This is a genomic window from Psychrobacter immobilis (assembly GCF_003148585.1).
Taxonomy (GTDB): Bacteria; Pseudomonadota; Gammaproteobacteria; order Pseudomonadales; family Moraxellaceae; genus Psychrobacter; species Psychrobacter immobilis.
In genome coordinates, this window is the sequence record NZ_QGGM01000005.1 from 63,095 (window position 1) to 89,074 (window position 25,980).

General features: G+C 44.0%; 21 protein-coding genes. 11 read left to right on the top strand and 10 right to left on the bottom strand.

The window, feature by feature from the left end; genetic code table 11:
• Positions 1-12: 12 nt before the first annotated feature.
• Genes C8D84_RS06065 through C8D84_RS06075 form a run of 3 tightly spaced genes read right to left on the bottom strand, consistent with a single transcriptional unit; the run spans position 13 to position 3,646 of the window.
• The gene (locus C8D84_RS06065; protein WP_087813786.1) at positions 13-807 is read right to left on the bottom strand and encodes an SDR family NAD(P)-dependent oxidoreductase; all 795 of its coding nucleotides are present in this window, start codon (positions 805-807) and stop codon (positions 13-15) included.
• A gap of 3 nt (positions 808-810) precedes the next feature.
• A complete protein-coding gene (locus C8D84_RS06070; protein ID WP_087813785.1) occupies positions 811-1,818 on the bottom strand; it encodes an NADP-dependent oxidoreductase in 1,008 nt (335 codons plus the stop codon).
• Between the two features lie 22 nt (positions 1,819-1,840).
• Positions 1,841-3,646 carry an acyl-CoA dehydrogenase gene (locus C8D84_RS06075; RefSeq protein ID WP_087813784.1) on the bottom strand — a complete coding sequence of 602 codons (1,806 nt, stop codon included), beginning with the start codon at positions 3,644-3,646 and terminating at the stop codon, positions 1,841-1,843.
• Positions 3,647-3,848: 202 nt separating this feature from the next.
• Here C8D84_RS06075 and C8D84_RS06080 point away from each other — a divergent pair, with 202 nt between their 5' ends.
• On the top strand, positions 3,849-4,871 hold the full coding sequence (locus tag C8D84_RS06080) for a GlxA family transcriptional regulator (RefSeq protein ID WP_087813783.1): 1,023 nt from the start codon (positions 3,849-3,851) through the stop codon (positions 4,869-4,871).
• A 47-nt stretch (positions 4,872-4,918) separates the two neighbouring features.
• Here the strand turns inward: C8D84_RS06080 and C8D84_RS06085 are convergent, their stop codons facing one another.
• A complete protein-coding gene (locus C8D84_RS06085) occupies positions 4,919-6,196 on the bottom strand; it encodes an LD-carboxypeptidase (protein WP_109590787.1) in 1,278 nt (425 codons plus the stop codon).
• Between the two features lie 254 nt (positions 6,197-6,450).
• On the opposite strand from C8D84_RS06085, the gene C8D84_RS06090 reads away from it, so the two are divergent.
• Positions 6,451-6,849, top strand: a complete 399-nt coding sequence (locus C8D84_RS06090) for a YkvA family protein (protein ID WP_087813781.1) — start codon at positions 6,451-6,453, stop codon at positions 6,847-6,849.
• A 123-nt stretch (positions 6,850-6,972) separates the two neighbouring features.
• Here C8D84_RS06090 and C8D84_RS06095 read toward each other — a convergent pair whose 3' ends face one another.
• Together C8D84_RS06095 and C8D84_RS06100 are read right to left on the bottom strand one after the other, a co-directional pair.
• The gene (locus tag C8D84_RS06095; protein WP_109590789.1) at positions 6,973-7,278 is read right to left on the bottom strand and encodes a hypothetical protein; all 306 of its coding nucleotides are present in this window, start codon (positions 7,276-7,278) and stop codon (positions 6,973-6,975) included.
• 91 nt (positions 7,279-7,369) lie between these two features.
• A complete protein-coding gene (locus tag C8D84_RS06100; RefSeq protein WP_109590791.1) occupies positions 7,370-7,924 on the bottom strand; it encodes a hypothetical protein in 555 nt (184 codons plus the stop codon).
• Positions 7,925-8,372: 448 nt separating this feature from the next.
• Between C8D84_RS06100 and dnaQ the strand changes: the two genes are divergently transcribed.
• From dnaQ to C8D84_RS06145, 9 genes are all read left to right on the top strand, one after another.
• Complete coding sequence (dnaQ, locus tag C8D84_RS06105) at positions 8,373-9,989, top strand: DNA polymerase III subunit epsilon (RefSeq protein ID WP_109590793.1); 1,617 nt, start codon at positions 8,373-8,375, stop codon at positions 9,987-9,989.
• A 160-nt stretch (positions 9,990-10,149) separates the two neighbouring features.
• Positions 10,150-11,832 (top strand): hypothetical protein, encoded by a 1,683-nt coding sequence (locus C8D84_RS06110; protein ID WP_109590795.1) that lies wholly within the window; start codon positions 10,150-10,152, stop codon positions 11,830-11,832.
• Between the two features lie 141 nt (positions 11,833-11,973).
• Positions 11,974-12,963 (top strand): NAD(+) diphosphatase, encoded by a 990-nt coding sequence (gene nudC / locus C8D84_RS06115; protein WP_109590797.1) that lies wholly within the window; start codon positions 11,974-11,976, stop codon positions 12,961-12,963.
• A gap of 105 nt (positions 12,964-13,068) precedes the next feature.
• Positions 13,069-13,917, top strand: a complete 849-nt coding sequence (locus tag C8D84_RS06120; RefSeq protein WP_109590799.1) for an RnfABCDGE type electron transport complex subunit B — start codon at positions 13,069-13,071, stop codon at positions 13,915-13,917.
• A gap of 111 nt (positions 13,918-14,028) precedes the next feature.
• Positions 14,029-14,724: an endonuclease III gene (gene nth / locus C8D84_RS06125; protein WP_109590801.1), complete on the top strand. Its 696-nt coding sequence runs from the start codon at positions 14,029-14,031 to the stop codon at positions 14,722-14,724.
• A 325-nt stretch (positions 14,725-15,049) separates the two neighbouring features.
• A complete protein-coding gene (locus tag C8D84_RS06130; protein ID WP_109590803.1) occupies positions 15,050-15,646 on the top strand; it encodes a DJ-1/PfpI family protein in 597 nt (198 codons plus the stop codon).
• Positions 15,647-15,808: 162 nt separating this feature from the next.
• Entirely contained in the window at positions 15,809-16,975 is a 1,167-nt protein-coding gene (gene metK, locus C8D84_RS06135) for a methionine adenosyltransferase (protein ID WP_045451444.1), read from the top strand.
• A 72-nt stretch (positions 16,976-17,047) separates the two neighbouring features.
• Positions 17,048-17,419: a DUF3144 domain-containing protein gene (locus C8D84_RS06140; RefSeq protein ID WP_404644854.1), complete on the top strand. Its 372-nt coding sequence runs from the start codon at positions 17,048-17,050 to the stop codon at positions 17,417-17,419.
• A gap of 319 nt (positions 17,420-17,738) precedes the next feature.
• Positions 17,739-18,071: a hypothetical protein gene (locus tag C8D84_RS06145; protein ID WP_055123940.1), complete on the top strand. Its 333-nt coding sequence runs from the start codon at positions 17,739-17,741 to the stop codon at positions 18,069-18,071.
• A 123-nt stretch (positions 18,072-18,194) separates the two neighbouring features.
• On the opposite strand, the gene C8D84_RS06150 is transcribed toward C8D84_RS06145, so the two are convergent.
• The 4 genes from C8D84_RS06150 to clpB all read right to left on the bottom strand — a co-directional run bounded on the left by C8D84_RS06150 (position 18,195) and on the right by clpB (position 25,944).
• Positions 18,195-19,850, bottom strand: coding sequence for a BCCT family transporter (locus C8D84_RS06150; RefSeq protein WP_109590805.1), 1,656 nt, complete (start codon positions 19,848-19,850; stop codon positions 18,195-18,197).
• A gap of 238 nt (positions 19,851-20,088) precedes the next feature.
• Positions 20,089-21,741, bottom strand: coding sequence for a BCCT family transporter (locus C8D84_RS06155; RefSeq protein ID WP_109590807.1), 1,653 nt, complete (start codon positions 21,739-21,741; stop codon positions 20,089-20,091).
• Positions 21,742-21,917: 176 nt separating this feature from the next.
• Entirely contained in the window at positions 21,918-23,171 is a 1,254-nt protein-coding gene (locus C8D84_RS06160; RefSeq protein ID WP_109590809.1) for a PQQ-dependent sugar dehydrogenase, read from the bottom strand.
• Positions 23,172-23,346: 175 nt separating this feature from the next.
• Positions 23,347-25,944, bottom strand: coding sequence for an ATP-dependent chaperone ClpB (gene clpB / locus C8D84_RS06165; RefSeq protein WP_109590811.1), 2,598 nt, complete (start codon positions 25,942-25,944; stop codon positions 23,347-23,349).
• Positions 25,945-25,980: the final 36 nt, after the last annotated feature.

Below are 25,980 nucleotides of genomic sequence, written 5' to 3' on the forward strand. Positions count from 1 at the left end.
CAACAGTCGTAGTTACGCTAGCATACCACCATCTAAGGTAAAGGCATGACCGTTCATAAAGCTGCTCTCATCGCTTGCCAGCCATGCAATTGCGGCAGACACTTCGTTAACGTCTCCCAAACGGCGCATTGGACTGGCCTTAATCGTTGCTTGCTGCGTACGCTCGTCCATGGTCGCCATGGTATTGCGTACCATAGGGGTATCGATAAAACTTGGGCAGACCGCGTTAAAACGAATATTGGCACGAGCATACTCATGTGCAGCAGATTTGGTCAAACCCATCACTCCATGTTTAGCCGCACTATAGGCTGAGAGCATAGGCGCTGAACGTAGACCTGCGATAGATGCGACGTTAATCACATGACCACCACCATTAGGCAGCATACAGTTGACGGCGGCACGCATACAGTGCCATACACCTTTTAAGTTAACAGCGATATTACGATCAAAATCATCATCGCTTAGCTCATGCATTGGCGAGGGCTTATGGTCGATACCAGCATTGTTTACCACCACATCTAGACCGCCAAGCGTTTCTACTGCGAAGTCGAACAACGCACGTACTTCATCACCGCTGGTCACGTCTACTTTTTTGAAGACGACACTGTTACCAGCGTCTTGACCTTGCTTGGCAACCGCAGCACCCATCTCTTCTGCCATATCACCAATCACCACTTTTGCGCCGCGACTGGCTAACAATAATGCGCTTGCTGCGCCGATACCCGAGGCACCGCCCGTGATTAAAATTCGTTTGCCAGCCACATTGCTAGCTACATCTGATGCAATTCCATTTGTATTCAGTGTCATGATCTATCCCTCTACCTTAAGTACTAGTTTCCCGAAGTTTTCACCGTTAAAAAGCATCATCAGAGTATCAGGGAATGTCTCAATACCTTCAATAATATGGTCTTTCACTTTCATATCACCTGACTGAATCCAGCCAGCGATATCTTTCATGGCGACTGGATATTCCTTGATATTATCGAATACCACGATACCTTCCATACGGGCACGATTGACCAGTAATGATAAATAGTTCGATGGGCCTTTGACTTCTGTGGTGTTGTTATACTGACTAATCGCACCGCAAATAACGATACGCGCATGCAGATTTATTTGTGTGAGCACGTCATTCAAGATATCACCGCCTACGTTGTCAAAATACACATCAACACCATCTGGGCAGGTTTTCTTTAGTGCTTTTTTCACATCTCCGTTTTTATAGTCAATCGTCGCATCGAACCCAAGCTCATCGACTAAGAATTTACATTTCTCAGCGCCGCCCGCGATACCGACAACACGGCAGCCTTTGATTTTGGCAATTTGACCAACCAAGCTACCAACAGCACCAGCTGCACCAGAGACGACCACGGTCTCACCCGCTTTTGGCTGACCTGTTTTTAGCAGACCAAAATATCCTGTCATCCCTGGCATACCGAGCACGCCCAAGTAATAAGACAATGGTGCCAGTTTTGGATCAACTTTATACAGATTAGCACCATCACTGACGGCATAAGACTGCACGCCATCGTGACCTGCGACATAGTCACCAACCGCAAACTTCTCATGCTTGCTTTCAATCACTTCGCCCACAGTGCCGGCGCGCATAACATCACCAATCTGAACCGGCGCGATATAAGATTTGGCATCGTTCAACCAACCACGCATCGCCGGATCGATAGAGATATATTCAACCTTAATCAGTAGCTGACCATCGGTGATCGTCGGGATTTCTGTCTCGGTATAATCCCAAGTCTCGGCACTAGGCTCGCCTACTGGTCTTGCTTTTAATCGCCACTGTTTATTCATTTTCGTCATGTCTCTTTCCTTAGAGTTGTCCTTAGAACCATTCTGTTTGCATATCAGTGCAAACCGAGTTGGTGTTGGTTAATAATTCGATGTCTCGTTTAACTAATGGTAGTTCCCAATCGATAAAATATTTAGCCGCTTGTATCTTTCCTTTGTAGAAGTTCTGTTGCTCAGTATCTTGTGTGGTGCTTAATAGCTGCTCAGCCTTACTTGCTTGACGAATCCAAATCCAGCTCAACACAATTGAAGCAAAAATATTCATCAGTGCTTGCGCGTTGCCCGTCAACGTGACTGCTTCTTCGGTTTGTAGCACTTTGCTGAGATGCACCAACACTTCATGTAGATGACCCATGTAAGGCATCAGCTTACCTGCAAGTTGGGCGCTCTCAGTTGTAGTGATATTTTCTAGATCTTTTGTGATTTCACGTTTGAGGATTTGGATGCCTAACCCACCTTTTTGCCACAACTTACGAAATGACAAATCCAATGCCTGCACGCCATTCGTGCCTTCATGAATAGGATTTAGGCGATTGTCACGCCAGAACTGCTCAGCCTGATACTCACGCGTATAGCCTGCACCGCCCAATACTTGGATACCCAAATCATTGGCTTTTGGCCCATACTCAGATGGCCATGCTTTTAATACTGGCGTGAGCAGGTCTAATAATTCTGTTAGCTCATTTTTTAAAGTTTTGTCTTCACAAGTGTTGATACGGTCAATCAGGTTTGAGCCATATAGACATAATGAAATGCCGCCTTCAGAGTACGTTTTTTGCGCCAGTAGCATGCGCTTTACGTCACCATGATTGATGATGGCAGTTGCCGCATCTTCAGGCTTGTTGTTCGGGGCGATTCTGCCTTGCGTTCTGTCTTTGGCGTAATCTAGCGAATACTGATAGCCACGATAGCCAATCATCGCTGCACCAAAACCAACAGCGATACGCGCCTCATTCATCATTTTGAACATATAGCGCAGGCCAAAATGCTCTTCACCGATCAGATAACCATGGCATGCGCCTTCGTCACCGAAGCTCAGAGCCGTCGACGTTGTGCCTCTATAGCCTAGTTTATGAATGAGTCCTGTTAAATGTACGTCATTGCGCTCGCCCACCGATGCATCCTCGTTTAAGCGATACTTAGGCACGGCGAATAAAGAGATACCTTTGACCCCACCTGGACCACCTGGCACTTTGGCCAATACGAGATGGACGATATTGTCAGACAGTTCGTGATCGCCGCCTGAGATATAAATCTTGCTGCCTTTGACGCGGTATGAGCCATCATCTTGTTTTACTGCAGTGGTTTTGATGTCAGCAAGTGAGGAACCTGCATGTGGCTCTGTTAATGCCATGGTTCCGGTGAACTCACCTGTCAGCATGCGCGGCATAAAGGCGGCTTTAATCTCATCACTGGCAAAATGCGAGATGACGTTGATTGCAGCAGTGGTCAAAAATGGATAGGCAATCGTTGATGGATTGGCAGCCATAAAATAACCTGCCACGGCTGTCATCACTGTTTCAGGTAACTGCATACCGCCGTCTTCAAAACTATAACGACCAGCGATAAATCCTGACTCACGAAACGCATCAAAAGCGACTTTTACATCACTTATCATGCTGACTTTTTTGCCATCGAACTGTGGCTCGTTCTTGTCTGCTACATGGTTATGCGGCAAAAACAATTGGGTCGCAATTTTATTGGCCGTATCCAATACTGCGTCAAACGTTTCGCGGCTATGCTCTGCAAACTTAGCATGCTCGGTTAAATTTTCAGTGCCCAATACATCATATAATTGGAACGGTAACTCAAAGTCATTGATTAGCGTATCTGCTGCCATAGTATTCTCGTTAACTGATTAAATTTGGTTATCAATCGATATTAATCTAATTTAACGCCTTACCGTATTGTCATTTATGACATAATTATGGTCAAATACGACATAAATAGCGTTTATATTTCGAGAATTCAGATAAAAAATCGATACTTTTGGTTAGAAAATTAAATTTTGGTCAGCCACAGCGAAAGGGAAATAAACATCTATGCCTTATTTCAAACCCTTTAAAGTCATCATTATCGGATTCGATGGTGTGCTCGGTAGCGCATTGACAGGTGCGTTAGATTTGTTTTCATTTACGGGTGTCAGTTGGCAGCGATTTTTAGATGAGCCAGTAGAGCCACGGTTCAATGTGCAGATAGCAAGCGTTGGTGGCGTAGATATCAGATGTAGCAACCGCTTAATCATGCAAGCGCACTGCGATATTCAGGACGTGGCCGAGTGCGACTTGCTATTGATTCCGACGATTGGTGATTCAATTGATAAGGCACTGAGCCAAAATGCAGATTTGATACCCCATCTAACGCGGTTGGCAGACACCAAGTCAGATATAGCCAGCAACTGTAGCGGTGCTTTCTTTTTGGCAAAAGCAGGATTATTAGATAATAGAATCGCCACCACGCACTGGGGTTACGCCAGTAAATTCAAAGCGGATTTTCCGCTCGTTGATTTACAAGAAGACCAGTTTGTCACTCACTCAAGGAGCAAGTCAGATAGCCAGTCGGGTAATATATTTTGTGCGGCGGGCGGTAGTGCATTTTATGATTTGGGATTGTTATTAATAGAGCGTTACTGCGGACGTGAGATTTCTACTCAAGTAGCCAAAACCCAAATCATCGATAGTAAACGAGGCAATCAAAACAGCTATACCAACGTAACGTTGCACAAACCGCATTCAGACCAATTGGTCAAGCAGGTACAAGAGTTCATTGAAGAAAATTTTTATCAGACTATTCAGGTGAGTGGGTTGGCTGCCATGGTCAATATCACCCCGCGGACATTAAACAGACGCTTTCAGTCTGCTGTTGCTATGCGCCCGATTGAGTATATTCAAGCAGTCAGAATTGAGCAGGCAAAACGCCTACTAGAGTTAGGCAATGTGACCATAAAATCGCTTGCCGAACAAGTGGGCTATGATGATATTTCATCGTTCACACGCCTATTCAAACGTGCAACAGAGCTAACCCCCAAAGAGTATCAGGATAAGTTTTCGCGGTTAGCGATTTAGTCATGGCAATGCATAGTAGTTAGAGATTAGTGCTTAATGTTTAACGTTTAAGCAGTTTGCCATAACCCTTCTACTTGGATAGCATCAGCCTTGATGGTTGGGTAATCGCTAAATGCCAACTGATAGCCACCAGCTGTATTGGAACTAATTTGACACTTTGTGCCTAGTGGAAAGCTGTGTTTTTGTCCAATATGACCAAAACGCATGCCGCTATAAATCGGTAATCTTGTCAGCTGATGCAATTGACGAATCACCGTATCCACATCATAACGCTTGTCATAACTGTCCTCACCTGCACCTGACAATGCCCCAAATACAATCGCTTGCTGACCTTTAAACGCACCAGCCAAATACAAATCATATAACATGCGCTCGATACGATAAGGTTGCTCACCCACGTCTTCTAAGAATACAATACCGCCATCCATGCGCGGCAAATACTCACTACCTGCCAGCGCTGACACCACGCTTAGATTACCACCCCAAATCGTGCCCGTTATTGCTTTGGGCTCAGCACTTGTTAGAATACTGGGTAAATTGGGACTGGTTAAAGACGCATCTGATATATCAATAACCAGATTGGGATTGGTTAGTGCTTCAACAAACTGTCGACAGCTGACTTGATCAGGGACAGTTTTTCCAAATTCACTATAGAGCATCGGTGCTGCAAGCGAACTCATATCACCTTCTGCCAATAGCGCACACTGAATAGCAGTCACATCACTAAAGCCCGCCAGTATCGTGCCGCGCTCCTGCATAATACGTCCTAGCGTCAACCAATCAATCATCGGTAATATGCGCATTGCACCATAGCCGCCGCGCACGCCGAGTAACAATTTTGGGGCGGCTATTGCACCAGTAGCGAGGTTTTGCAGGTCACTCGCTCGCTGCGAATCCGTACCAGCAAAACGCAGATACTGCCGATTGGTAATCGTAGGATTATTGACGTTAAAACCCGCACAGGCCATACGCTCCAATGCCAATTGATTGCGGTCATCGCTACCCCCAACATTGGAGCTGGCAAACAGCCGCGTCTCAATCGTTGGCGTAATACAGCGTGTTTGCGTGAGTGACGGCTGTGATGATGAACGCTCATCCAATAACGCGGTTGGCAGATCATCCTTGGTAAGTTGCATACTATGATTTTTCTCAATGGCATCGGAGGCCAGCGACTGAGTCATATTTTGGGTTATTAATAACCCTGCCCCTGCGCTGAGACCTACTCGACGTAAAAACTGCCGACGATTCAAGCCGGCTGCCGCTTCAATCGCTGTATGCTCATTGTTGTTTCTATCATCTGTTAATAACTGACTCTTGAAAACCATCTCTCTCTGCCACCTTATCATTTTTATTTTGATATACTTTTGCATCATATTTATTTTTGCAGTCTACTTGCTTAAACCACACAGCAGCATATTGTAAACGCTTTTTTGGCTATGATAGTTGCCCAACCCTTGCCACTATTTAATTTTTCGCCATGCTAGCCATGAGACATACCAAAAACCTAGCCCTATTGGCACATTCCGCGACTTTGTTGTAGTATGAGAATACCGATTTCGGTTAAATAAGGATAATAATAATGGCTGAGAAAACGACTGATAAACAGAAAAAAGAGGACATATTGGATACTGATTTAGAGTACCTCATCAACGAAGAAGAAAAACTGCAAGAAAAGCTAAAAGACAGTAGCCATCTTGAGCGTTTTGCCAAAGATTTGATGCTATTCATGAGCTTGATTAAAGACTATTATCAAGGAAACTATCGCGATATTCCTTACAAGACCATTTCAGCAGGTGTGGTTGGACTGCTCTATACTCTCAACCCAATCGATATCATTCCAGATTTCATACCCTTTATCGGTCATATTGACGATGCGCTAGTCCTCACCTTTTGCTTGAAGTTGGTCGAAAAAGATTTGCAAAAATATCAAACTTGGAAGAAAAAACAAACCGCTACTGACTTAAAGAAAAACAGGTAACTTTGTACAAGCTATCATCCTGAAATGATCATTATAAAAAATAATCGTTATAAAAAACCACGACTGACAATCAATGTATCAGCCGTGGCTTTTTTATTCATTAATAGCAATTATTTATGTGAGTTAATCTGGAACATCATAACGCGCTTTTTCTGGATTGAGACCGAACGAATAGACAAAGGTTGCAACGAGGCTATTGATAATAATAAACGGCAAATCGATAGCAGCATGCCCAAGCGCATAGCGACCAATCAGCCACGAAACAATCAGCATAATAATAAAGAAACCGCCTAAGTACGCCAAAATTGCAGGATGCTTTAAATTATAAGTCTGCTTAGGTTCAGGCTTCTTATCAAGTACATAGGTTCTGATTGCCCAACCAGCCGCATAAGAAAATCCGCCCAATACCACGTAACTAAAAAAATTCATATTGCTTAACTCTAATGACATATGGTTTATAGCAAAACACTGTTTAAAATAACACTATCGATCATAAATTCTGTTTATGAGCCGTGCTTGCTTAAAGGCTCTCATTAACATTATCAATCACAATATTAGCATGTGGATTGGCTAAAATATCGGTATTAACATCATCACACTCGACACGATAGATGGTATTGGCACCGCGATAAATATAGGATAAGTATTCACTATCTAAGAGTGGATCGATATTGGCATAGGCAGGCTTCACATGAGCCAGTACTAGCACTCGATCAGGACGCCCAATGACCGCATCGACATTGTCAGGGTCAATAGAGAAAAACTGCGGAATGTCGCTATTTTCAATCACTTCTAGCGGCTCAGCGTCATCCCAAACGCGCTTCGCACTTGCCGGCTCTTTCATCTGCATCACCCACGAGCCATCCTGTTGACTGATTTTTATTTGGGCAGGCTCGTCATGACTAACCGTGTAACAACCTTCAAAAACCGATAAGTCTGTCGCCGCTTCGACCATTCCAGTATCAGCTTGAATGTTGCTATCGTTGCAAGCACTTAAAAATAGTGCGCTGCTCACCGCTATGCCGACTGGTAAGCACATCAGCCTTTTATAAAAAATGTTTGAGCGTAAGGACATAATAGGGTTATCCTGCATTCATGCATTAAACTTTTATGAAAATTGTCTTTAAAAAAACTATCTTTAAACAGTGATGACGACAATCTTAATATTAACGTGATTTTCTAGGGCATGTTTTCATCAACTAAGGGCATGTTTTCATCAACTATTAGCACTGTCGAATGATTTGCGCTACTAATTGACGCCTGAAAACCACTGTTTTTTTCTGCTGCGTAGTCAATACTGTTTGATACTGTGTGTCGCAACACAGCTCATTTTAACAGAAAATAGCAAGGTTACTATTATGATCTGTGCTTTTGGCGACTTTGTGCATTACGATTGCCCACATCAACGATAGATTTGTTATACTCATTCCCAAAATATAACGGAAGCGCTGGTGTAAAAACAACGCTAGCAAAATCCCTCCAACCCTCCCTATGTTTATCAATTTTTAGGTCAATAATTTTTTATGTCAGACAATCGCACCTCAGCGCAGCCATTCAACACCAGTAACGCGATGAATCCGTTGGCCGCCAAGTCAAACACCACCGTGGCCTATACGGATGGTGCCTGTAAAGGCAATCCAGGCGCTGGTGGCTGGGGCGCACACCTCATTTTTAGTGATGGCCGTACACAAGATTTGTACGGCGGTGATAAAGAGACGACCAATAATCGCATGGAGTTGATGGGCGCGATACAAGCATTGACCCATAGCCCGCATGAGCACAACCTCGAGATTTGGACAGACTCAAGCTATGTCAAAAAAGGCATCACCGAATGGATAGAGGGTTGGAAAAAAAGAGGCTGGAAAACGGCAAGTAAAAAACCCGTCGCCAATCAAGACCTTTGGCAGCAATTAGACAAGCTATGCCAGCAGCGCGATGTTGACTGGCATTGGGTAAAAGGTCACGCAGGACATGCAGGCAATGAAAAAGCGGACGAGCTGGCAAACTTGGGCGTGACGTCCAGCAGTGAAGAATTATCGAGCATAGAGCCGCAAGACACAGCTAAAAAAAAAGGGCAAATAATGCCTAATACAGCGCAAAATGCTGCTCACGATGACTGGCTAAGTTTCGATCCACTGGGTCTGGATATGACAGATGATGAGCTTGACGAAGATGTCATAGACACTGATAACGATACAAACCCTGCCGATGATATGATGAGTAAAGATGCTGTAACAGAAGCCGATCGCTATCAGCATAATGCTAGCAAACCAATGAGTAAAATAGAGATGCCGGAAACCCAAACGTCTATGACTGATGCGACGATAAATGATCATGTGCCCGCTACCGTTACTGGCATAGAAGAAGCTAATACAACAAAATTTGACGGCGACACCAGCCGTGCCAATCCGTATTTCATACCGCTGCTACCCAAACCTATCCATCGTCATGAGTCTGATCGCCAGCTCATTATGGATACTGAAACCACAGGTCTTGATCCGTTAAAAGGCGACCGTATTATCGAAGTCGGTATCGTGGAGATGATCGGACGTAAATTTACGGGTGAAAAGCTCCACGTTTATATCAATCCACAGCGCGGCATGGATGATGAAGTCATTCGTATCCATGGTATTTCTGAGGCATTTTTGACCGACAAGCCTACCTTTGATCAAGTTGCTCAGTCGCTCTATGATTTTATGGACGGCGCAGAAATCATCGCTCATAACGCCACCTTTGATATGAACTTCTTAAACATGGAGTTTGCCAAAGTTGGTATGAACGACTTTGCTGAGCGCGTACAAGTGACTGACTCGCTGGTCATGGCAAAGCAGCAATATCCTGGGCAAAAAAACACCCTAGACGCTTTAGTACGTCGCCTAAATGTGGGAAAGCAAGATCGTACTTTTCATGGCGCCTTACTTGATTCAGAGATTTTAGCAGAAGTTTATCTGGCGATGACAGGTGGACAGGTTACACTCGCCATCGAAGAAGACACGCAAACAGATGGTGGGCAGACAGCAAACGCCAGTTTTGCCAATTTAGCGTCTTTATTGATAGAGTCATCTATGGATGAAAATAGCAATAAAGAGTGGTATGCCGCGCTCGCAGAAGCGTATCCTGAGCTAAAAGCCAATATGTAGTCGCCGTATAAGCTGATGATATCAATCTTTGAGCAATATCATTTGTATAATATAGGCTTGATTATTGTTATATTAAGCGTTAAAACGTTACCAGCAAGTGCTTTTTCGATCATCATTTAAACCATCGCCATTCTCATCAGTACATTATGGAAAAACACCTATGAACCAGTCTGCGCAAATGAAGTTAACGGCCCCAACGCTTAGTGTTACTGATTTCAATCTACCATCGCTACATTTGTTGCATGATGAGATCATCGTAACCTTAAAAGATACTGAGATTCATCTGAGTGAATTTAATGATGATAATAGTCAAGCCCCTTTATTATTAGATTCTATCACTGTGCTAAAGCAGCTGTCTTGCATCTTTGAGCTGATATCTTTGGTTGGTGCAGAGGCTTTGAATACCGCTATTGTCAATGGTTTACAGCGCCTCTATGATAATGGTGATAATAACGATACCAGCTTGATTATGGACTTATCAGAAGCCATTATGACACTGGATCGCTATATCGAGTTTGTACTTTTGACAGAGTCGGTAGAGCCAACCTTGTTACTGCCTGTTATTAATAAACTCAATGCTCACAGGCAAGAAACCCCTATCACAGCAGACTATTTTGCAGCTTTTGGTAGCAGTAGTGTCATCATTGCCAACCCTGAACAAAACTTCCAACCACTTGACGAGCTTAACCTAGACACTGAACTACTAACTTATGCTTATCGTAGTGGTCTTGGAGTCGCTCTGCTCAATCAAGATGGCAACGTTAGCCCAGACGATCAGCAAAAACTTGATGCCATGAGTGCAGCGTGTGCTTTGATAGCATCAAACACCAGCAGTCTATTTTGGCAAGCGGCCACCGCAGCTGTCACGGACATTGCCACGATATTACCGCTAAATCTGAGTCAAAAACACACACTAATTTATTTAGAGCAGCAATTCCAAAGCTACTTGCCTGTGATGGACAAACGGTTTGCGGATTTGGTCAGTTTTGCTTGCCAGCGTGACAGTGATGCGGCGCAACGACTGCGTGAGCAATACGCCAGCAACCACTTGGAAAGCGCACAACTTGAGCAAATGAAGCGTTTCTTATTCGGTCCTAATCGAGCACTGACCGATACGCTGAACACCATCATTCAGACCCAAATTAATACGATCAAAGAAAATGTGGATAGCTACGCACGCGGTGATTCATTAAATCCTGTCGATATGCAAACGGCACAGATTATCGAAGAGCTAACAGAATTGAGATCAGCGTTACGCTTGCTTGGTTTATCAGATGCAGCCAATAGTCTCAGCGTAGCAGCAGAAGCTGTTAGTCATTGGCAAACGCCCTCGCCTGACGATTTTGATCACTTGCTGCTGGCATTGATGCATGCGGAAAACGCCACCATTGCAATGGCAGAAATGCACACACCAGGGGCAATCTATTTGCCCCTGAATAACCCGCATATCTCTTTACATCAGCTCAATACAGCTAACGATACTTTGATACAAGAAAGTCGTTCCGCTATTGCCAGTGCAGAACAAGCCATTAACGATTATTTGGCTGAGCCAGAGCGCGATATGCTCAATATCCAGAACATACCTGAGATGATGCGCCAAGTGGCAGGGGCTGTGCGCTTCTTACAGCTACCAACACCTGCAAGCATGCTCAGTCAATTGGCCAATTATCTTCAGCAGCGTATCGAAGGTGGACAACGTATTGAAGACAGTACGCTCGCTTGTATCGCTGACGTCATTATGGCCGTCGATCATCATCTAGATGGTTTTGAGCATAATCGTCCGGTCAGCAAACAAGCGCTAGATGTAGGGCAGCAGAGCTTGAGTCATCTACTCGCAGCCTAATTTCTATCTTACTTAAGCAGTAAAACGATATATTTGTGGTCGCTGCTCTGCTGCCACAAATACTTATTTATATACTTCAATTTAAAGAAGTCTGTATCAACACTGATGCGTACTTACCTTAATCGGTTTGGAATTTTATCTATGACCAGTGCTTTTATATTTAGTGATGACACTGTTTTATGCCGCCAGCTACCTAATGGATGGTGGCCGGTGCAGCTTGAATTACCACCGTCCGCTACAAATTCAGACGAGGAGACCCAGCTTGCTTATCAAGTTGGTCATGTCACGCTACTCGAAAGCCTAGCACCGCGTCACTGGTCGTCTGATATTAATCCTACTAACGCGAGTGTAGATGCTCTGAAGTATGCCGACACTCTAGAAAGTGACGACGGCTTGATTAACACTGCCCACACCTTTACTGCGCAAGCGGCTAGCGCCATTACTTATGACTATGCAATTGCACATCATATTGCATTGCCTATCATCGCTGAGGGCAGCGGCAATGCTTTTGTTCCTTACCGCCAGCTGATTACTCAGTTGCCCGTGGCTTTGTCCGATCAGCTTAGCCAAGCAATACAGTTATTGCGCTGGCAAACAGATACGCAGTTTTGTAGTCGCTGCGCTGCCCGAACCATTCATGCCAAACGAGATGAGCGTGCCATGGTCTGTCCAGTATGCCGATTGCGCCAATACCCACGTGTACAACCCTGTGTCATCACGGCTATCACTCGACCGAATCCGCAAACTGGTGAAATGCAGATTTTGCTAGCCCATCATCATCGTTATGGACAGCAAAAAACCCCTTCACAAGCGTTACAGTATGGTTTGATTGCAGGTTTTGTAGAAGTGGGTGAAAGTTTAGAACACGCGGTTGTGCGTGAAGTGGCAGAAGAGGTGAATATCAGCCTATCAGATATTCGGTACGTCAGCAGTCAGCCATGGCCGTTTCCCTCTAATTTAATGCTAGGCTTTCGAGCTTCTTATGCAGGTGGTGAACTTATCATTCAAGAAGATGAGCTATCGCATGCGGATTTTTTTGATCTATCAAATTTGCCCAAAATACCTTCAAAAGGTAGCATTGCTTACGAGCTGATTGCACAAATTGCCAATGAGCAAGGTCTATCACTTTAATCTATAATATCAATGCAGCATTCAGCATTTACCAATATCGTTATTATCCTATTATTCTAATGTCAGCGCTAAGCGCTTAGCACTGATATGAAGGTTTTAAAGCATATGCAAAGCACCACTAGTAAAAATAGCACCCACATCCGTCTCACCAATTTGCCAATCTTGTTCGACACTTTGGATATAGAGCGCTTACCTGCGGACATACAAACGAAAATCTCACATATTGATGCTTGTCTACCGCAAACACAATGTGGGCTTTGCGAGCACCCAGACGGCTGCTTGCCCTATGCCGCTGCTATCGTGCTAGAGAATGAACCATACAATAAATGTGTACCCGGTGGTCAACCCGTTACCAATGCCATCGCTCAAATTATCGATATTGGTAGTCATGAAGTGATACTGAGCGCTGCGCCTTCTCAGTGGCCAATAGATGCTACCTCTGAACGTCCGACCGAGGTACGTGCTGTTATCCGTGAAGATGACTGTATCGGCTGTACCAAATGTATCCCCGCCTGTCCAGTCGATGCTATTGTCGGTACTGGTAAGCACATGCATACTATCTTTACGGATTTATGCACGGGCTGCGAGCTTTGTATTGCACCTTGCCCAGTCGACTGCATCGATTTGGTCACTATTGAACGGGAGCTTTCTAGCTCTGAACGTACTACAGAGCAAGAAGATTTAAGACAGCGTTATCATACTCATTTAAGACGCGTCACCGAGCAGCTGGCTGATAGTAGCAATAGCAGACCTGTGGTTAGCATGGTCGAAGCAAAACTGAACAATGCCGCTAGTCAATCGTTGAATATTAGCGAAGCGCAGGCAAAAAACACCATTGCCGCAGCGAAGCTTCGTAGTAAAATTAAAAAGCTAGAAAAGCAGCTAAGTGTCCGTCCAAATGAGAGCAAACAAGTAGAGCTTGATGCTTTGCAAGTGGAGTTAAGTCAGCTTTAATAGCGTAATTATCATTTGTTAGACAGTCTACCCAACATCGCTAAAATAAATTTATTCCGATATCTTGTATCAGTTATTAACTATCAATAGTCAAAAAATAGTAAGAATACTATGAGTAAAACCGTCAAACACAAAACTGCCGATACCCCGCCATCGAGACGAATGCCCAATCGTGACGTGCGTCCATTTTTTGAAAAGCTGGCAGCGACGATTGATGAGCCGGTGACGGAATTGAATTATAAGAGTAATTTTGAGCTGCTGATCGCGGTCATCTTGTCTGCGCAGGCGACGGATGTGAGCGTCAATATTGCCACCAAGCAATTATATCCCGTAGCAAATACACCTGAAGCAATCTTGGCATTGGGTGAAGACGGTCTAAAATCTTATATCAAAAATATTGGCTTATATAATGCCAAAGCCAAAAACGTCATCAAAACTTGTAGAGATTTGATTGAGAAATTTAATAGCACCGTCCCTGATAACCGCAAAGACTTAGAGTATCTCGCTGGTGTTGGTCGTAAAACTGCCAATGTGGTGTTAAATACTGCCTTTGGTCAGCCAACCATGGCAGTTGATACTCATATCTTTCGGGTAGGTAATCGTACGGGGCTGGCTACTGGCAAGAATGTCTTGATCGTTGAAAATAAGTTGGTCGAACGTATCCCAGATGACTTCATCGTGGATGCGCATCATTATCTTATTTTGCACGGGCGCTATACCTGCCAAGCCCGTACTCCCAAATGCGGTGCGTGTCCTGTTTATGACGAATGTATGTTTAAAGACAAAGCCAAGTTTTTGGAGTTATAATTTTTAGAACGATCGCTTTTAGAACGATAACTGCTCTAGGGCGTGTCCTCAATTCAATCGATTACTTTCTAAATGGGCTAAAAATAGCTAAATTTTGCCAAACATCGTCAAATAGCTTATTAATATCTCGATATTATTTGCGCTATTTTCCTTGTTTAACGGCAATTTATCTCATTTTTATCACCATTTTTAAAATGAGGACATGCCCTAGTTATAAAAGGTTTAATTGATCTACTTTATATGAATAAAACATGAATAGCGTGGTTCAAAAAGCAGCAGACACCCACTTACATTTGTAAACATTATTTAAAAATCAGGAAGCCAGATGCAGACACTGACCGCGCTATTATTCGATGATTTTGAGACTTTGGATCTATTTGGACCTATCGAGATGTTTGGCTGCTTACCTGAGCATTATCGTCTGCAATTTGCCTCCTTAAACGGTGGCATTATTCATAGTAAACATGGCGTTGCGATGCAGACAGTCGCTGTTAGCGAGTTAGCGCATCAGACTGATATCCTGTTGATGGTTGGCGGCATGGGTACTCGCCAGCAAATCAATCACCGACCATTTTTGCAGACGTTAATAACCTTGGTTGACCATGCTGATTGGGTACTTAGCGTTTGTACGGGTAGCGCATTGTTGGCTAAGGCTGGCGTCTTAGATGACAAGCGCGCAACGTCTAATAAACTGTCATGGCAATGGGTGATAGCGCAATCTGACAAAGTCCATTGGGCCGAGCAAGCACGCTGGGTTGTTGATGGCAAATTTTATACGTCCTCAGGTGTCAGTGCAGGTATGGACATGGCGCTTGGTTTTATCGCCGACAGACATGACATCGATACAGCGCGCCAGATCGCTCACTATACTGAATATCGCTGGCAAGAAAATAGCGAGATTGATGACTTTTACCATGGTTAATCCATGCCTAGTTACTTCTTAGTATTATCCATCGCTAGAGTTTTACCTCGATACACGGTAAAATGTGCTAATTTTTTTATTCGTTTTCGCCTTTTATTTTTATATACATTTAATAATGACTGAGTTCGTAGAATACAGTCCCTGCAATTAAGCGATCCCATTATGCGTGAATACAACTTATTTACCTCAGAATCTGTGAGCGAAGGTCATCCTGATAAAATGGCTGACCAAATATCAGATGCCATCCTTGACGCCATCTTACGTGAAGATTTGCATGCACGCGTGGCATGCGAAACCTTGGTTAAGACAGGTGCTGTGATACTAGCGGGTGAAGTCACCACGACGGCAAATATCGACGTTGAGCGTATCGTGCGTGATACTGTAAACGGTATTGGTTACCACCACTCAGACTTAGGCTTTGATGGCGAAACATGCGCGGTCATCAATATGCTCGGCAAACAATCTCCTGAAATCGCTCAAGGTGTCGATCGTAGCGACCCTGAAGAGCAAGGCGCAGGTGACCAAGGTCTTATGTTTGGCTATGCCAGCAATGAAACTGATGTGTTGATGCCAGCCCCTATCGAATTTGCTCATCGCTTGATGGAACGCCAATCTGAGCTGCGCCGCGCAGGCGAGTTGCCTTGGTTACGTCCAGATGCCAAGGCGCAAGTGACGTTAAGATATGATGGTAGCAAGCCTGTTGCCATTGATGCTGTGGTGCTATCAACACAACACGATCCAAGTATCTCGCAAAAAGATCTGCAAGAAGCAATAATGGAATCTATCATCAAACAAGTATTGCCTGCTGAATTATTGCATGCTGGCACGCGCTATCATATCAACCCAACGGGTAAGTTTGTGATTGGCGGTCCTGTTGGTGATGCTGGATTGACAGGTCGTAAAATTATTGTTGATACTTACGGCGGTATGGCGCGTCATGGCGGCGGTGCATTCAGTGGTAAAGATCCATCAAAAGTAGATCGCAGTGCTGCGTACGCCGTGCGTTATGTGGCTAAGAACATCGTTGCGGCAGGACTTGCTGAGCGCTGTGAAATACAGGTTAGTTATGCCATTGGTGTCGCTGAACCAACCTCTATCTCGGTCAATACTTTTGGTACGAATAAAATCAGCAATGATGAAATCATCCGTCTGATTCGCACCCATTTTGATCTGCGCCCTTATGGCATTACCCGTATGCTAAACTTATTACAACCAATGTATCAGCAAACGGCGACTTTTGGTCATTTTGGTCGTCCTGGCTCTGAAACTGCCTTTACGTGGGAAAAAACAGACAAAGCTGAGATCTTAAAAGCAGACGCTGGTTTGTAAAAACATCACGTTGCACCCCTTACAAACCCTCTTTATAAATTTAAAATTACCGACACTTATTAGGAGTCGCTTATGTCTCAAGACAATATGCAAGACAGCAACATTCAAGACAGCAATGTTGACGCTAACATTGAGATTACCCCTGAAATGCAAGCATTTTACCAACGTGCTGATGCCATCATTGGTATCGCAAACAGTCAGTTGGGTTCTGAAGCGCATTCAGGACAAGTAGGCGCATCACTACTTTATGCAGCCGCACGTTATAGCGCATCTGTCGCTTCTATCGGCTTTGTCAAAGGCGATGACTTTGCCAAAGAAAAAGATGATATCGTTGAATTTTATGTCAAACAGTATCGCCAAATGCTGAGCGACAACCTGACTGATTATGCGCAGAACTTTGATAAATATGTTCAGCTTAATCAAGATGACAAAGCAGCCAAATAGTTCTATTGCCTTTAGCTGGCATTTATAAAACGACTGGTATAGTCAGTTCAATTTAAAAGTAGTACAAGGCAACCGAGTGTAGATGTATATTTAATACTTCAAGCGAGATTAACGCAGTAATATTTTTATAGTGGAATGACTATAGTGGTGCTCAAACCCAAGCTTAATCATAGGCTTGGGTTTTTTATTAATCATGATTTGGTAGATGACTGCTGATAAATAGGCTACTATCAATTAAAACCACCTTGTTCATCACATGGTTGCAACCAGCTATCGATAACAGGGACTTACCGAACACTATTTATAAGGACATATGATTATGAACCACTTATTCAAATCATGGCGATTATGCCTGTCATTATTAGGGTTATCAGTCACTATTGCCTTAGCTGGCTGTAATAACATCCAAAGCATCGATACGCCTGACACCGCCCCTATTCATAACACTGGGCACAGCCAACAGAACAGCGACAACCCTTTCATCAAATGCCCACCTTACAACCCTGAGCAAACGATGTGTACCGCGCAATATGATCCTGTGTGTGTCAAAGTAAAAACCAGCTCAGGATTTAGTTATCGCACTGCGGGCAACTCATGTTCGGCATGTGGCACAACGGCAGCAGTAGGTTATGTTAAAGGACAGTGCTCATAACCTTGCTTCATAATTTTGTGTAAATACTTTATATCAAACTAAAAAAGACAATTAAATCATATAAAAAAGCACCCGCCTATGATTAAGCGGGTGCTTTTTTATGATCTTTTAGATCGATAAAATCTAACCTTCAGGTTTTTCAATATCAGGTGGACCTGTCAGCAAATCTTCATCACGAAACTCATTGGCCGAATTATGCTCTGCTGACTCTTCGGTGACAAACCATTGCTGGTTGCGATACAGTACCAAACGATCTCGACTCAAACCGCGTAATAAGGAGTACATCATAACGACTATCACAATCGCAAAAGGGAAACCTGACACAATTGAAGCCGCTTGTAGCGCACTCAAGCCACCTGCTGCTAATAGTACGGCAGCGATGACACCCTCTGTACCCGCCCAAAAAAGGCGCTGTATTTTAGGTGGATTGGCATCGCCACCTGAGGTCAACATATCAATGACAAAACTGGCCGAATCCGATGACGTGACAAACCAAAGCACAATCATCACTACGATAAGCAAGTTCAAAGCTGACGTAAATGGATAAGATTCCATCAGCTTAAAGATGGCACTGCCAGTATCTGCTTGGACAGCCTCAATCAAGCCAGGACTAATGAGGTTGGGATCAGCGGCTGCCATTAATTCCATATTAACGGCTGAACCACCGAAAGCGGTGAACCACAAGAACAAGATGGTGATAGGAATTAATAACACCCCTAAGATAAACTCACGAATGGTTCGACCACGAGAGATACGAGCCACGAACACACCAACGAAAGGCGACCAGCTTATCCACCATGCCCAATAGAAAATCGTCCATGATGCTTGCCAGTTTTCTTGACCATCATATGATTCTGTCCAAAGACCTAATGGCACAATTTGATGTAAATAATTGCCAATATTTTCTACAAAGCTATTAAAGATAAACTGGGTCGGGCCTAAAATAATCACAAAACTGAGCAATATCACAGTAAATAATATATTGGTATCACTTAAGCGCTTAATCCCTTTATCTAGCCCCATAAATAGAGACAGACCTGCCAACATAGTGATTAAGGCAATCAAAATAATTTGCACTGTAATATTATTGGGTATGCCAAATAACGTCTCAAGACCTGAGTTAATTTGCAACACCCCAAGACCTAAAGTGGTCACTACTCCAAACATCGTACCAAATACCGCTAGTGTATCTACCGTATGACCCCAACCACCATAGATCTTTTTGCCCAATATAGGATATAGTGTCGAACGGATGGCCAGCGGTAAGCCCACTCGGTAATGGAAATAAGCCAATGACAACGCGACCATGCCATAGAGCGCCCACACATGCAAACCATAGTGCAAGAACGAGATATTCATCGCTTGCTTGGCGGCAGCCACTGTTTCAGCTTCTCCTAACGGCGGCGCCATAAAATGGTACAAGGGTTCAGCCGTACCCCAATAGAGCAGGCCAATACCGATACCCGCGGAAAATAGCATGCCAATCCAAGAGACTATATTATACTCTGGTTTTTCATTTTGATGACCAAGCCTGATATCGCCATAACGACTAAATATCATGTAAATACTCATCACTAACGTTAAGTTGACCACCACAATAAAGAACCAGCCAAAACGCAAAGACACGAATGCTTTGGCATGACCAAACAACAATTCTGCTTGCTCATTAAAAAGAGCACCAAAAATAATGAACACAAGAATTAATAACGCTGAAGTTAAAAACACAGGTTTACTTACCCGTGGAAAAGGGCCTAAGCGGCCAACTTTTACATGATCCATTTAGTCATCTCAATTTTTGAAGGGGCTCACCTTAACAAGATACTGCACAACTATCAAATCGAATCAGACACTGATTAACCTTGCTGTTGGTCAACAAATAAAAAAATCCTAAGATAACGATGCATCTTAGGATTTCAAATCACAATTGTTATATTGTGTTTTTACGTAAAAAAAAGAAGCTAACTGCCTGATTCATTTCATAAAAACAGTATTAAAGCTGATATATATATATAATCTGCTAATCACCTTTTACAATTTTAGGTGGTCCTTTTAATAAGTGCTCATCAGCAAACTCATTGGCTGAATTATGATCTGCGGATTCTTCGGTAATAAAGTGCTGCTGAGCGCGATACAGTATCAAACGATCTCGGCTCAAACCACGAAGTAACGCATACATCATCGCAAATACTACTAAAACAAAGGGTAATCCTGCAACGATAGCCGCTGCTTGTAATGCACTTAGTCCACCAGCAGCAAGCAAAATAGCAGCAATGATACCTTCCGTACTTGCCCAGAATAAACGCTGGATTTTTGGTGGGTTGGTATCACCACCTGCGGTCAACATATCAATCACAAAGCTTGCTGAATCGGATGACGTCACAAACCAAAGGACAATCATAACGACAATCATTAAGGTGACTGGTTGTGCCAATGGATAAAACTCAACCAATTTAAAAATTGCACTACCAAAATCCGTTTGCACGGCTTCTACCAATCCTGGGCTGGCCATAGCGGGATCAATAGCAGCTAAGAGCTCCATATGGATAGCAACGCCACCGAAAGTGGTGAACCAAAAGAACAAAATCAGCATGGGAATCAATAAAACACCCAATATGAACTCACGAATAGTACGACCACGACTGATACGCGCGATAAATACGCCAACGAACGGTGCCCAACTTACCCACCATGCCCAATAAAATATCGTCCATGATGACTGCCAATTTTCTTGACCTTCATACGATTCACCCCACAGACCTAGCGGTACAACTACCGAAAGATAATTGCCAACATTTTCAAGATAGCTATCAAAGATAAAAAGCGTCGGCCCTAAGATGACCATAAACCCGAGTAGGATTGCCGTCAGTCCGATATTAATATCGCTCAAGCGCTTAATACCTTTGTCTAAGCCCATCATGACGGAAAAAGCAGCTAAAATAGTAACGAAAACAATCAGACCGATCTGTATCGTTAGATTATTAGGAACACCAAATAGTCGCTCAAGTCCTGAATTAATTTGCATAACGCCAAGACCAAGCGACGTTACCACACCAAACATCGTACCAAATACCGCTAAGATATCAACGGCGTGTCCCCACGAGCCATAGATTTTTTTGCCCAATAGAGGATAAAGCGTTGAGCGAATCGATAACGGCAAGCCACGGCGAAAGTGAAAATAAGCCAAAGACAATGCAACAATCGCGTATAGCGCCCATGCATGTAAGCCCCAATGCAAGAATGTAAAATTTATGGCTTGCTTAGCGGCTTCTATCGTTTCCGCTTCTCCGAGTGGTGGTGCCATAAAGTGATACAAGGGCTCAGCTGTCCCCCAATACACCAATCCTATACCAATACCAGCAGAGAACAACATCCCTATCCATGAGAACAAACTGTACTGTGGCGTCTCAGTTTGTGCACCTAGACGAATATCGCCATAACGGCTCATCGCGAGATAAATACAAAGCAACAATGCTAAATTTACTAAAATAATAAATAACCAGCCGAACTTATCCGTAATAAAGTTCTGCAAAAAGCTAAATAACACACCAGCGGTTTCAGTAAAGAAAGCACCAAAGATAATAAATCCAATAATAAGTAGCGCTGAAGTAATAAACACAGGTTTACTTACCCGTGGAAAAGGGCCTAACCTGCCAACTTTTACATGATCCATTTGTTTGTTAGCCTTAGTTTTTTAGGAAGAATACCTTAACAAGATACCTACCAACTATCAAATCTAATTAGCTATTTACGTTTTTCTTATTGACAGAAATAGACCAAAACCATTTAGCAGCCTAACCTACAATAGTGCAAATGCTTGGAAAGTCGAAGAGCAATGGCTACTAATCACTACTGCGGAATCAATTGTAATAAGCCACTATTATCGCCATCTTCTAATACCCAAACTTGTCCATCTACATTTAACACATTACGAATACGCTCGCCCATATCATAGCGATAGCGCTCAGTCGCGCGGCTATTTTCATCAAAATCGACGACTATCAGCGCTTTAGATGATAAGCCACTAATGAGCGCATTACCTTGCCACGCTGGGAAATCATTATATTGTCCAGCGTTATAAATACTCATCGAGGACGGTGATATCACTGGCGTCCAACTAATTTTGGGCGGCGTAAACTCAGGGCGCGTCTCATGGTCAGGAATATCAGTGCCTGTATAGTTACGCCCATTTGAGACGATTGGCCAGCCGTAGTTATGACCTTTTTCAATGAGATTGAACTCATCACCGCCCCGTGGTCCCATCTCATGCGCCCAAAGCCTACCTTTTTCATCGAACGCCATACCCAATACATTACGATGTCCTATACTCCAAAACTGCGCGGCAATGTCATTGCTATTATCTACAAAAGGGTTGTCTGCTGGCACTGAGCCATCAAGATTTAACCTAACAATTTTGCCCAAATTGACGCTCATATCCTGTGCTGGTGTTTTTTCTTGGCGCTCGCCTGAACTGATATATAAATATTTTCCGTCAGGCGAGAAGAGCAAGCGATGACTATAATGCCCCTGCCCTTTTACTTTCGGTGTTTGCTCCCAAATGGGCGTAAGATCCTGCAAACGTGGCGTGGCTGTATCCAATCCTATCAATGTCGCTTTGATAACTTTGGCACCAAATTTATTATTATCAGTGTCATTCCCTGCTTCAACGTAGCTCATATAGACATGATTAGAAGTAGCAAAATCTGGTGCAAGAACGATATCGCCAAGACCACCTTGCCCACCATAAGCCACCTTCGGCATACCACTGATGGTTGTCTTGGCACCTGTTGCCGTATCAACAATGAATAACTCGCCTGTCTTTTGGGTGACAAGTAATTTAGGGGGCTCATTATTAACGGCAGGTAATGCTGTCATTGCCCAAGGCTCATCAAACGTGGCTATTTTTTTAGTGATAAAGGCGGGTTTTTCGGTACTTGCTAGCGATTCACTAGCAGAAGCTTGCCCTTCTTTATAGTCTGTCAGGTCTTCATGGGTATTGACGGCAGTTTGATTGGAGCAAGCAGGAGCACTAAACAGCAGTGCGCTGATCATTATCGGTAACATTAATGGCGTGCTTAGGTGCTGCATACTGATGATCGTCATTTTGTCGTCTCCGTAACTGTTGACGTCTTATTCCTAGTGCTTAGTTTATTTATAACATAGTCAAAGCACTCAAACCGTAAATAATAATAGCGCACAAAAAAACCCCTTACCTGCCTGTAGAAAAAATAGGCAAGTAAGAGGTTGGTTTTAAACCACGGTCAGTTAGGGTTAGATATTAATTCATGCTACGTTTCTCAAACACCAACTTATCATCTGCGCCGACATCGACTTTGATGATATCTCCTGCGCCAAAATCACCAGCCAATAGCTTCAATGACAATGGGTTTTCAATTTCCTGTTGGATCGCACGTTTTAGTGGGCGTGCGCCATAGACAGGATCATAACCAATCGCAACCAGTTTGTTCATCGCATCAGCTGATAACTCAATATCCATCTCACGCTCATGCAAGCGCTGACGTAAGCGATCCAACTGAATCGCAGCAATACCTGACATCTGCGACATACCGAGCGGATGGAATACCACAATCTCGTCGATACGGTTGACAAACTCTGGGCGGAAATGCTGCCCAACTGATTCCATCACCTCAGCTTTGATGTCTTCATAACTTTCACCGACCATCTCTTGGATTTTGTGTGAGCCTAAGTTACTGGTCATCACAATCACCGTGTTTTTGAAGTCGACCACGCGGCCTTGTGAGTCGGTCAAACGTCCATCGTCTAACACTTGTAGCAAGATATTAAACACATCAGGATGCGCTTTTTCGACCTCATCAAACAGTATCACGCTATAAGGCTTACGGCGTACCGCTTCGGTCAAGGTGCCGCCTTCTTCATAACCGACATAGCCTGGAGGCGCGCCCACTAAGCGGCTGACGCTGTGTTTCTCCATATACTCACTCATGTCGATACGGATGATGGCATCCTCACTATCAAACAAGAAGTTGGCCAGTGATTTGGTCAGCTCAGTTTTACCAACCCCCGTAGGCCCTAAAAATAAGAACGAACCCAATGGGCGGTTGGGATCAGACAACCCAGCTCGGCTACGGCGCACAGCGTTGGCGACTGCTTTGACCGCTTCATCTTGACCGATGACGCGCTCATGCAGCTTCTCTTCCATCGCCAGCATCTTGTCACGCTCGCCTTGCATCATTTTACTCACAGGAATACCTGTTGCTGCCGCTACGACTTCGGCAATTTCATTATCCGTGACTTTATTACGTAGTAGTTTTACACCACTACCTTCGCCTGTCTGCTCTTTTTGTTCTGCCAAGTCAGACTCAGTAATGCGGCGCTCAAGCTGCGGAATCGTCTCATACTGCAGCTTACTCATAGTCTCGTAGTCACCTTCGCGGCTGGCTTTGTCATAGGCGATACGCGCTTTATCCAGCTCGTCTTTTAGCTGCTGACTGCCTTTGACCAAGGCTTTTTCTGCTTGCCAAATCTCATTAAGGTCAGCGTACTCTTTTTCTAGCTCTTCAATTTGTGCATCAAGCACTTTACGCTCGGCTTGCGCACCAGCGTCTTCTTCATTTTTGAGCACTTCGCGCTGCATTTTCAACTGAATCAAGCGACTATCAAGCTTACCTAAGGCTTCAGGCTTGCTGTCCATCTCCATACGTAAACGACTGGCCGCTTCATCAATCAAGTCAATCGCTTTATCTGGCAGTTTGCGATCGGTAATATAACGATGGCTCATCCGCGCAGCAGCAATAATCGCGCTGTCTTGGATATCAACACCGTGATGCAGCTCATAACGCTCTTTTAGACCACGCAAAATCGCAATGGTGTCTTCGACCGTTGGCTCATCGACCAGTACCTTTTGAAAACGACGCTCAAGAGCCGCATCTTTTTCGATGTACTGGCGATACTCATCGAGAGTTGTCGCACCGACACAGTGTAGCTCACCACGCGCAAGCGCAGGCTTTAGCATATTACCGGCATCCATCGCACCATCGGCTTTACCAGCACCTACTAAAGTATGCAACTCATCGATAAATAAGATGACATTGCCTTCTTGCTTTGATAAATCGCTGAGTACCGCTTTGAGTCGCTCTTCAAACTCACCACGGAATTTTGCACCCGCAATCAATGAGCCCAAATCTAACGACAACACTTCTTTGCGGCGTAGTCCTTCTGGTACGTCACCATTGATGATTTTTTGTGCTAGGCCTTCGACGATGGCTGTCTTACCGACACCCGGTTCACCGATGAGCACGGGGTTGTTTTTGGTGCGGCGCGAGAGCACCTGAATGGTACGACGAATCTCTTCATCGCGACCAATCACAGGGTCAAGCTTACCAAGTTCCGCCTGTTCAGTTAAGTTAATCGTATATTTATTCAGCGCATCACGCTGATCTTCAGCATTTTGATTATTCACGGTTTCATCACCACGCAATTGTTCAATCACTGTTTTTAGTTTGCTCGCTGTTACGCCAGCACTCTCAAATATCTTTTTGGTTTCGCCTTGTTCAGCGAGTGCCAACATCACCCATTCAGTGGCGATAAAATCATCGCCTTCTTTTTGTGCTTGACGGTCTGCCAAGTTCAAAATTTTAACCGAATTTGGGTTTAAATTCACATCGCCGGTTGGCTCACTAATCGTTGCTTGATTGTCGAGCGCCTTTGCCACACCATTCTTTAGCGCGGGGATAGACGCGCCTGCTTGTTGGCAGATAGATAAATTAGACTCATCCTGTAGCAATACTGCAAGCAGATGCACAGGGTCAATACCTGTATGGTCACGTCCCAATGCTAGGCTCTGTGCTTCTTGAATGGCTGATTGTAGTTTCTGGGTAAATTTTTCGAACCTCATAATTGTATCCTTTTATAATTAGTATTATCAGTCAGT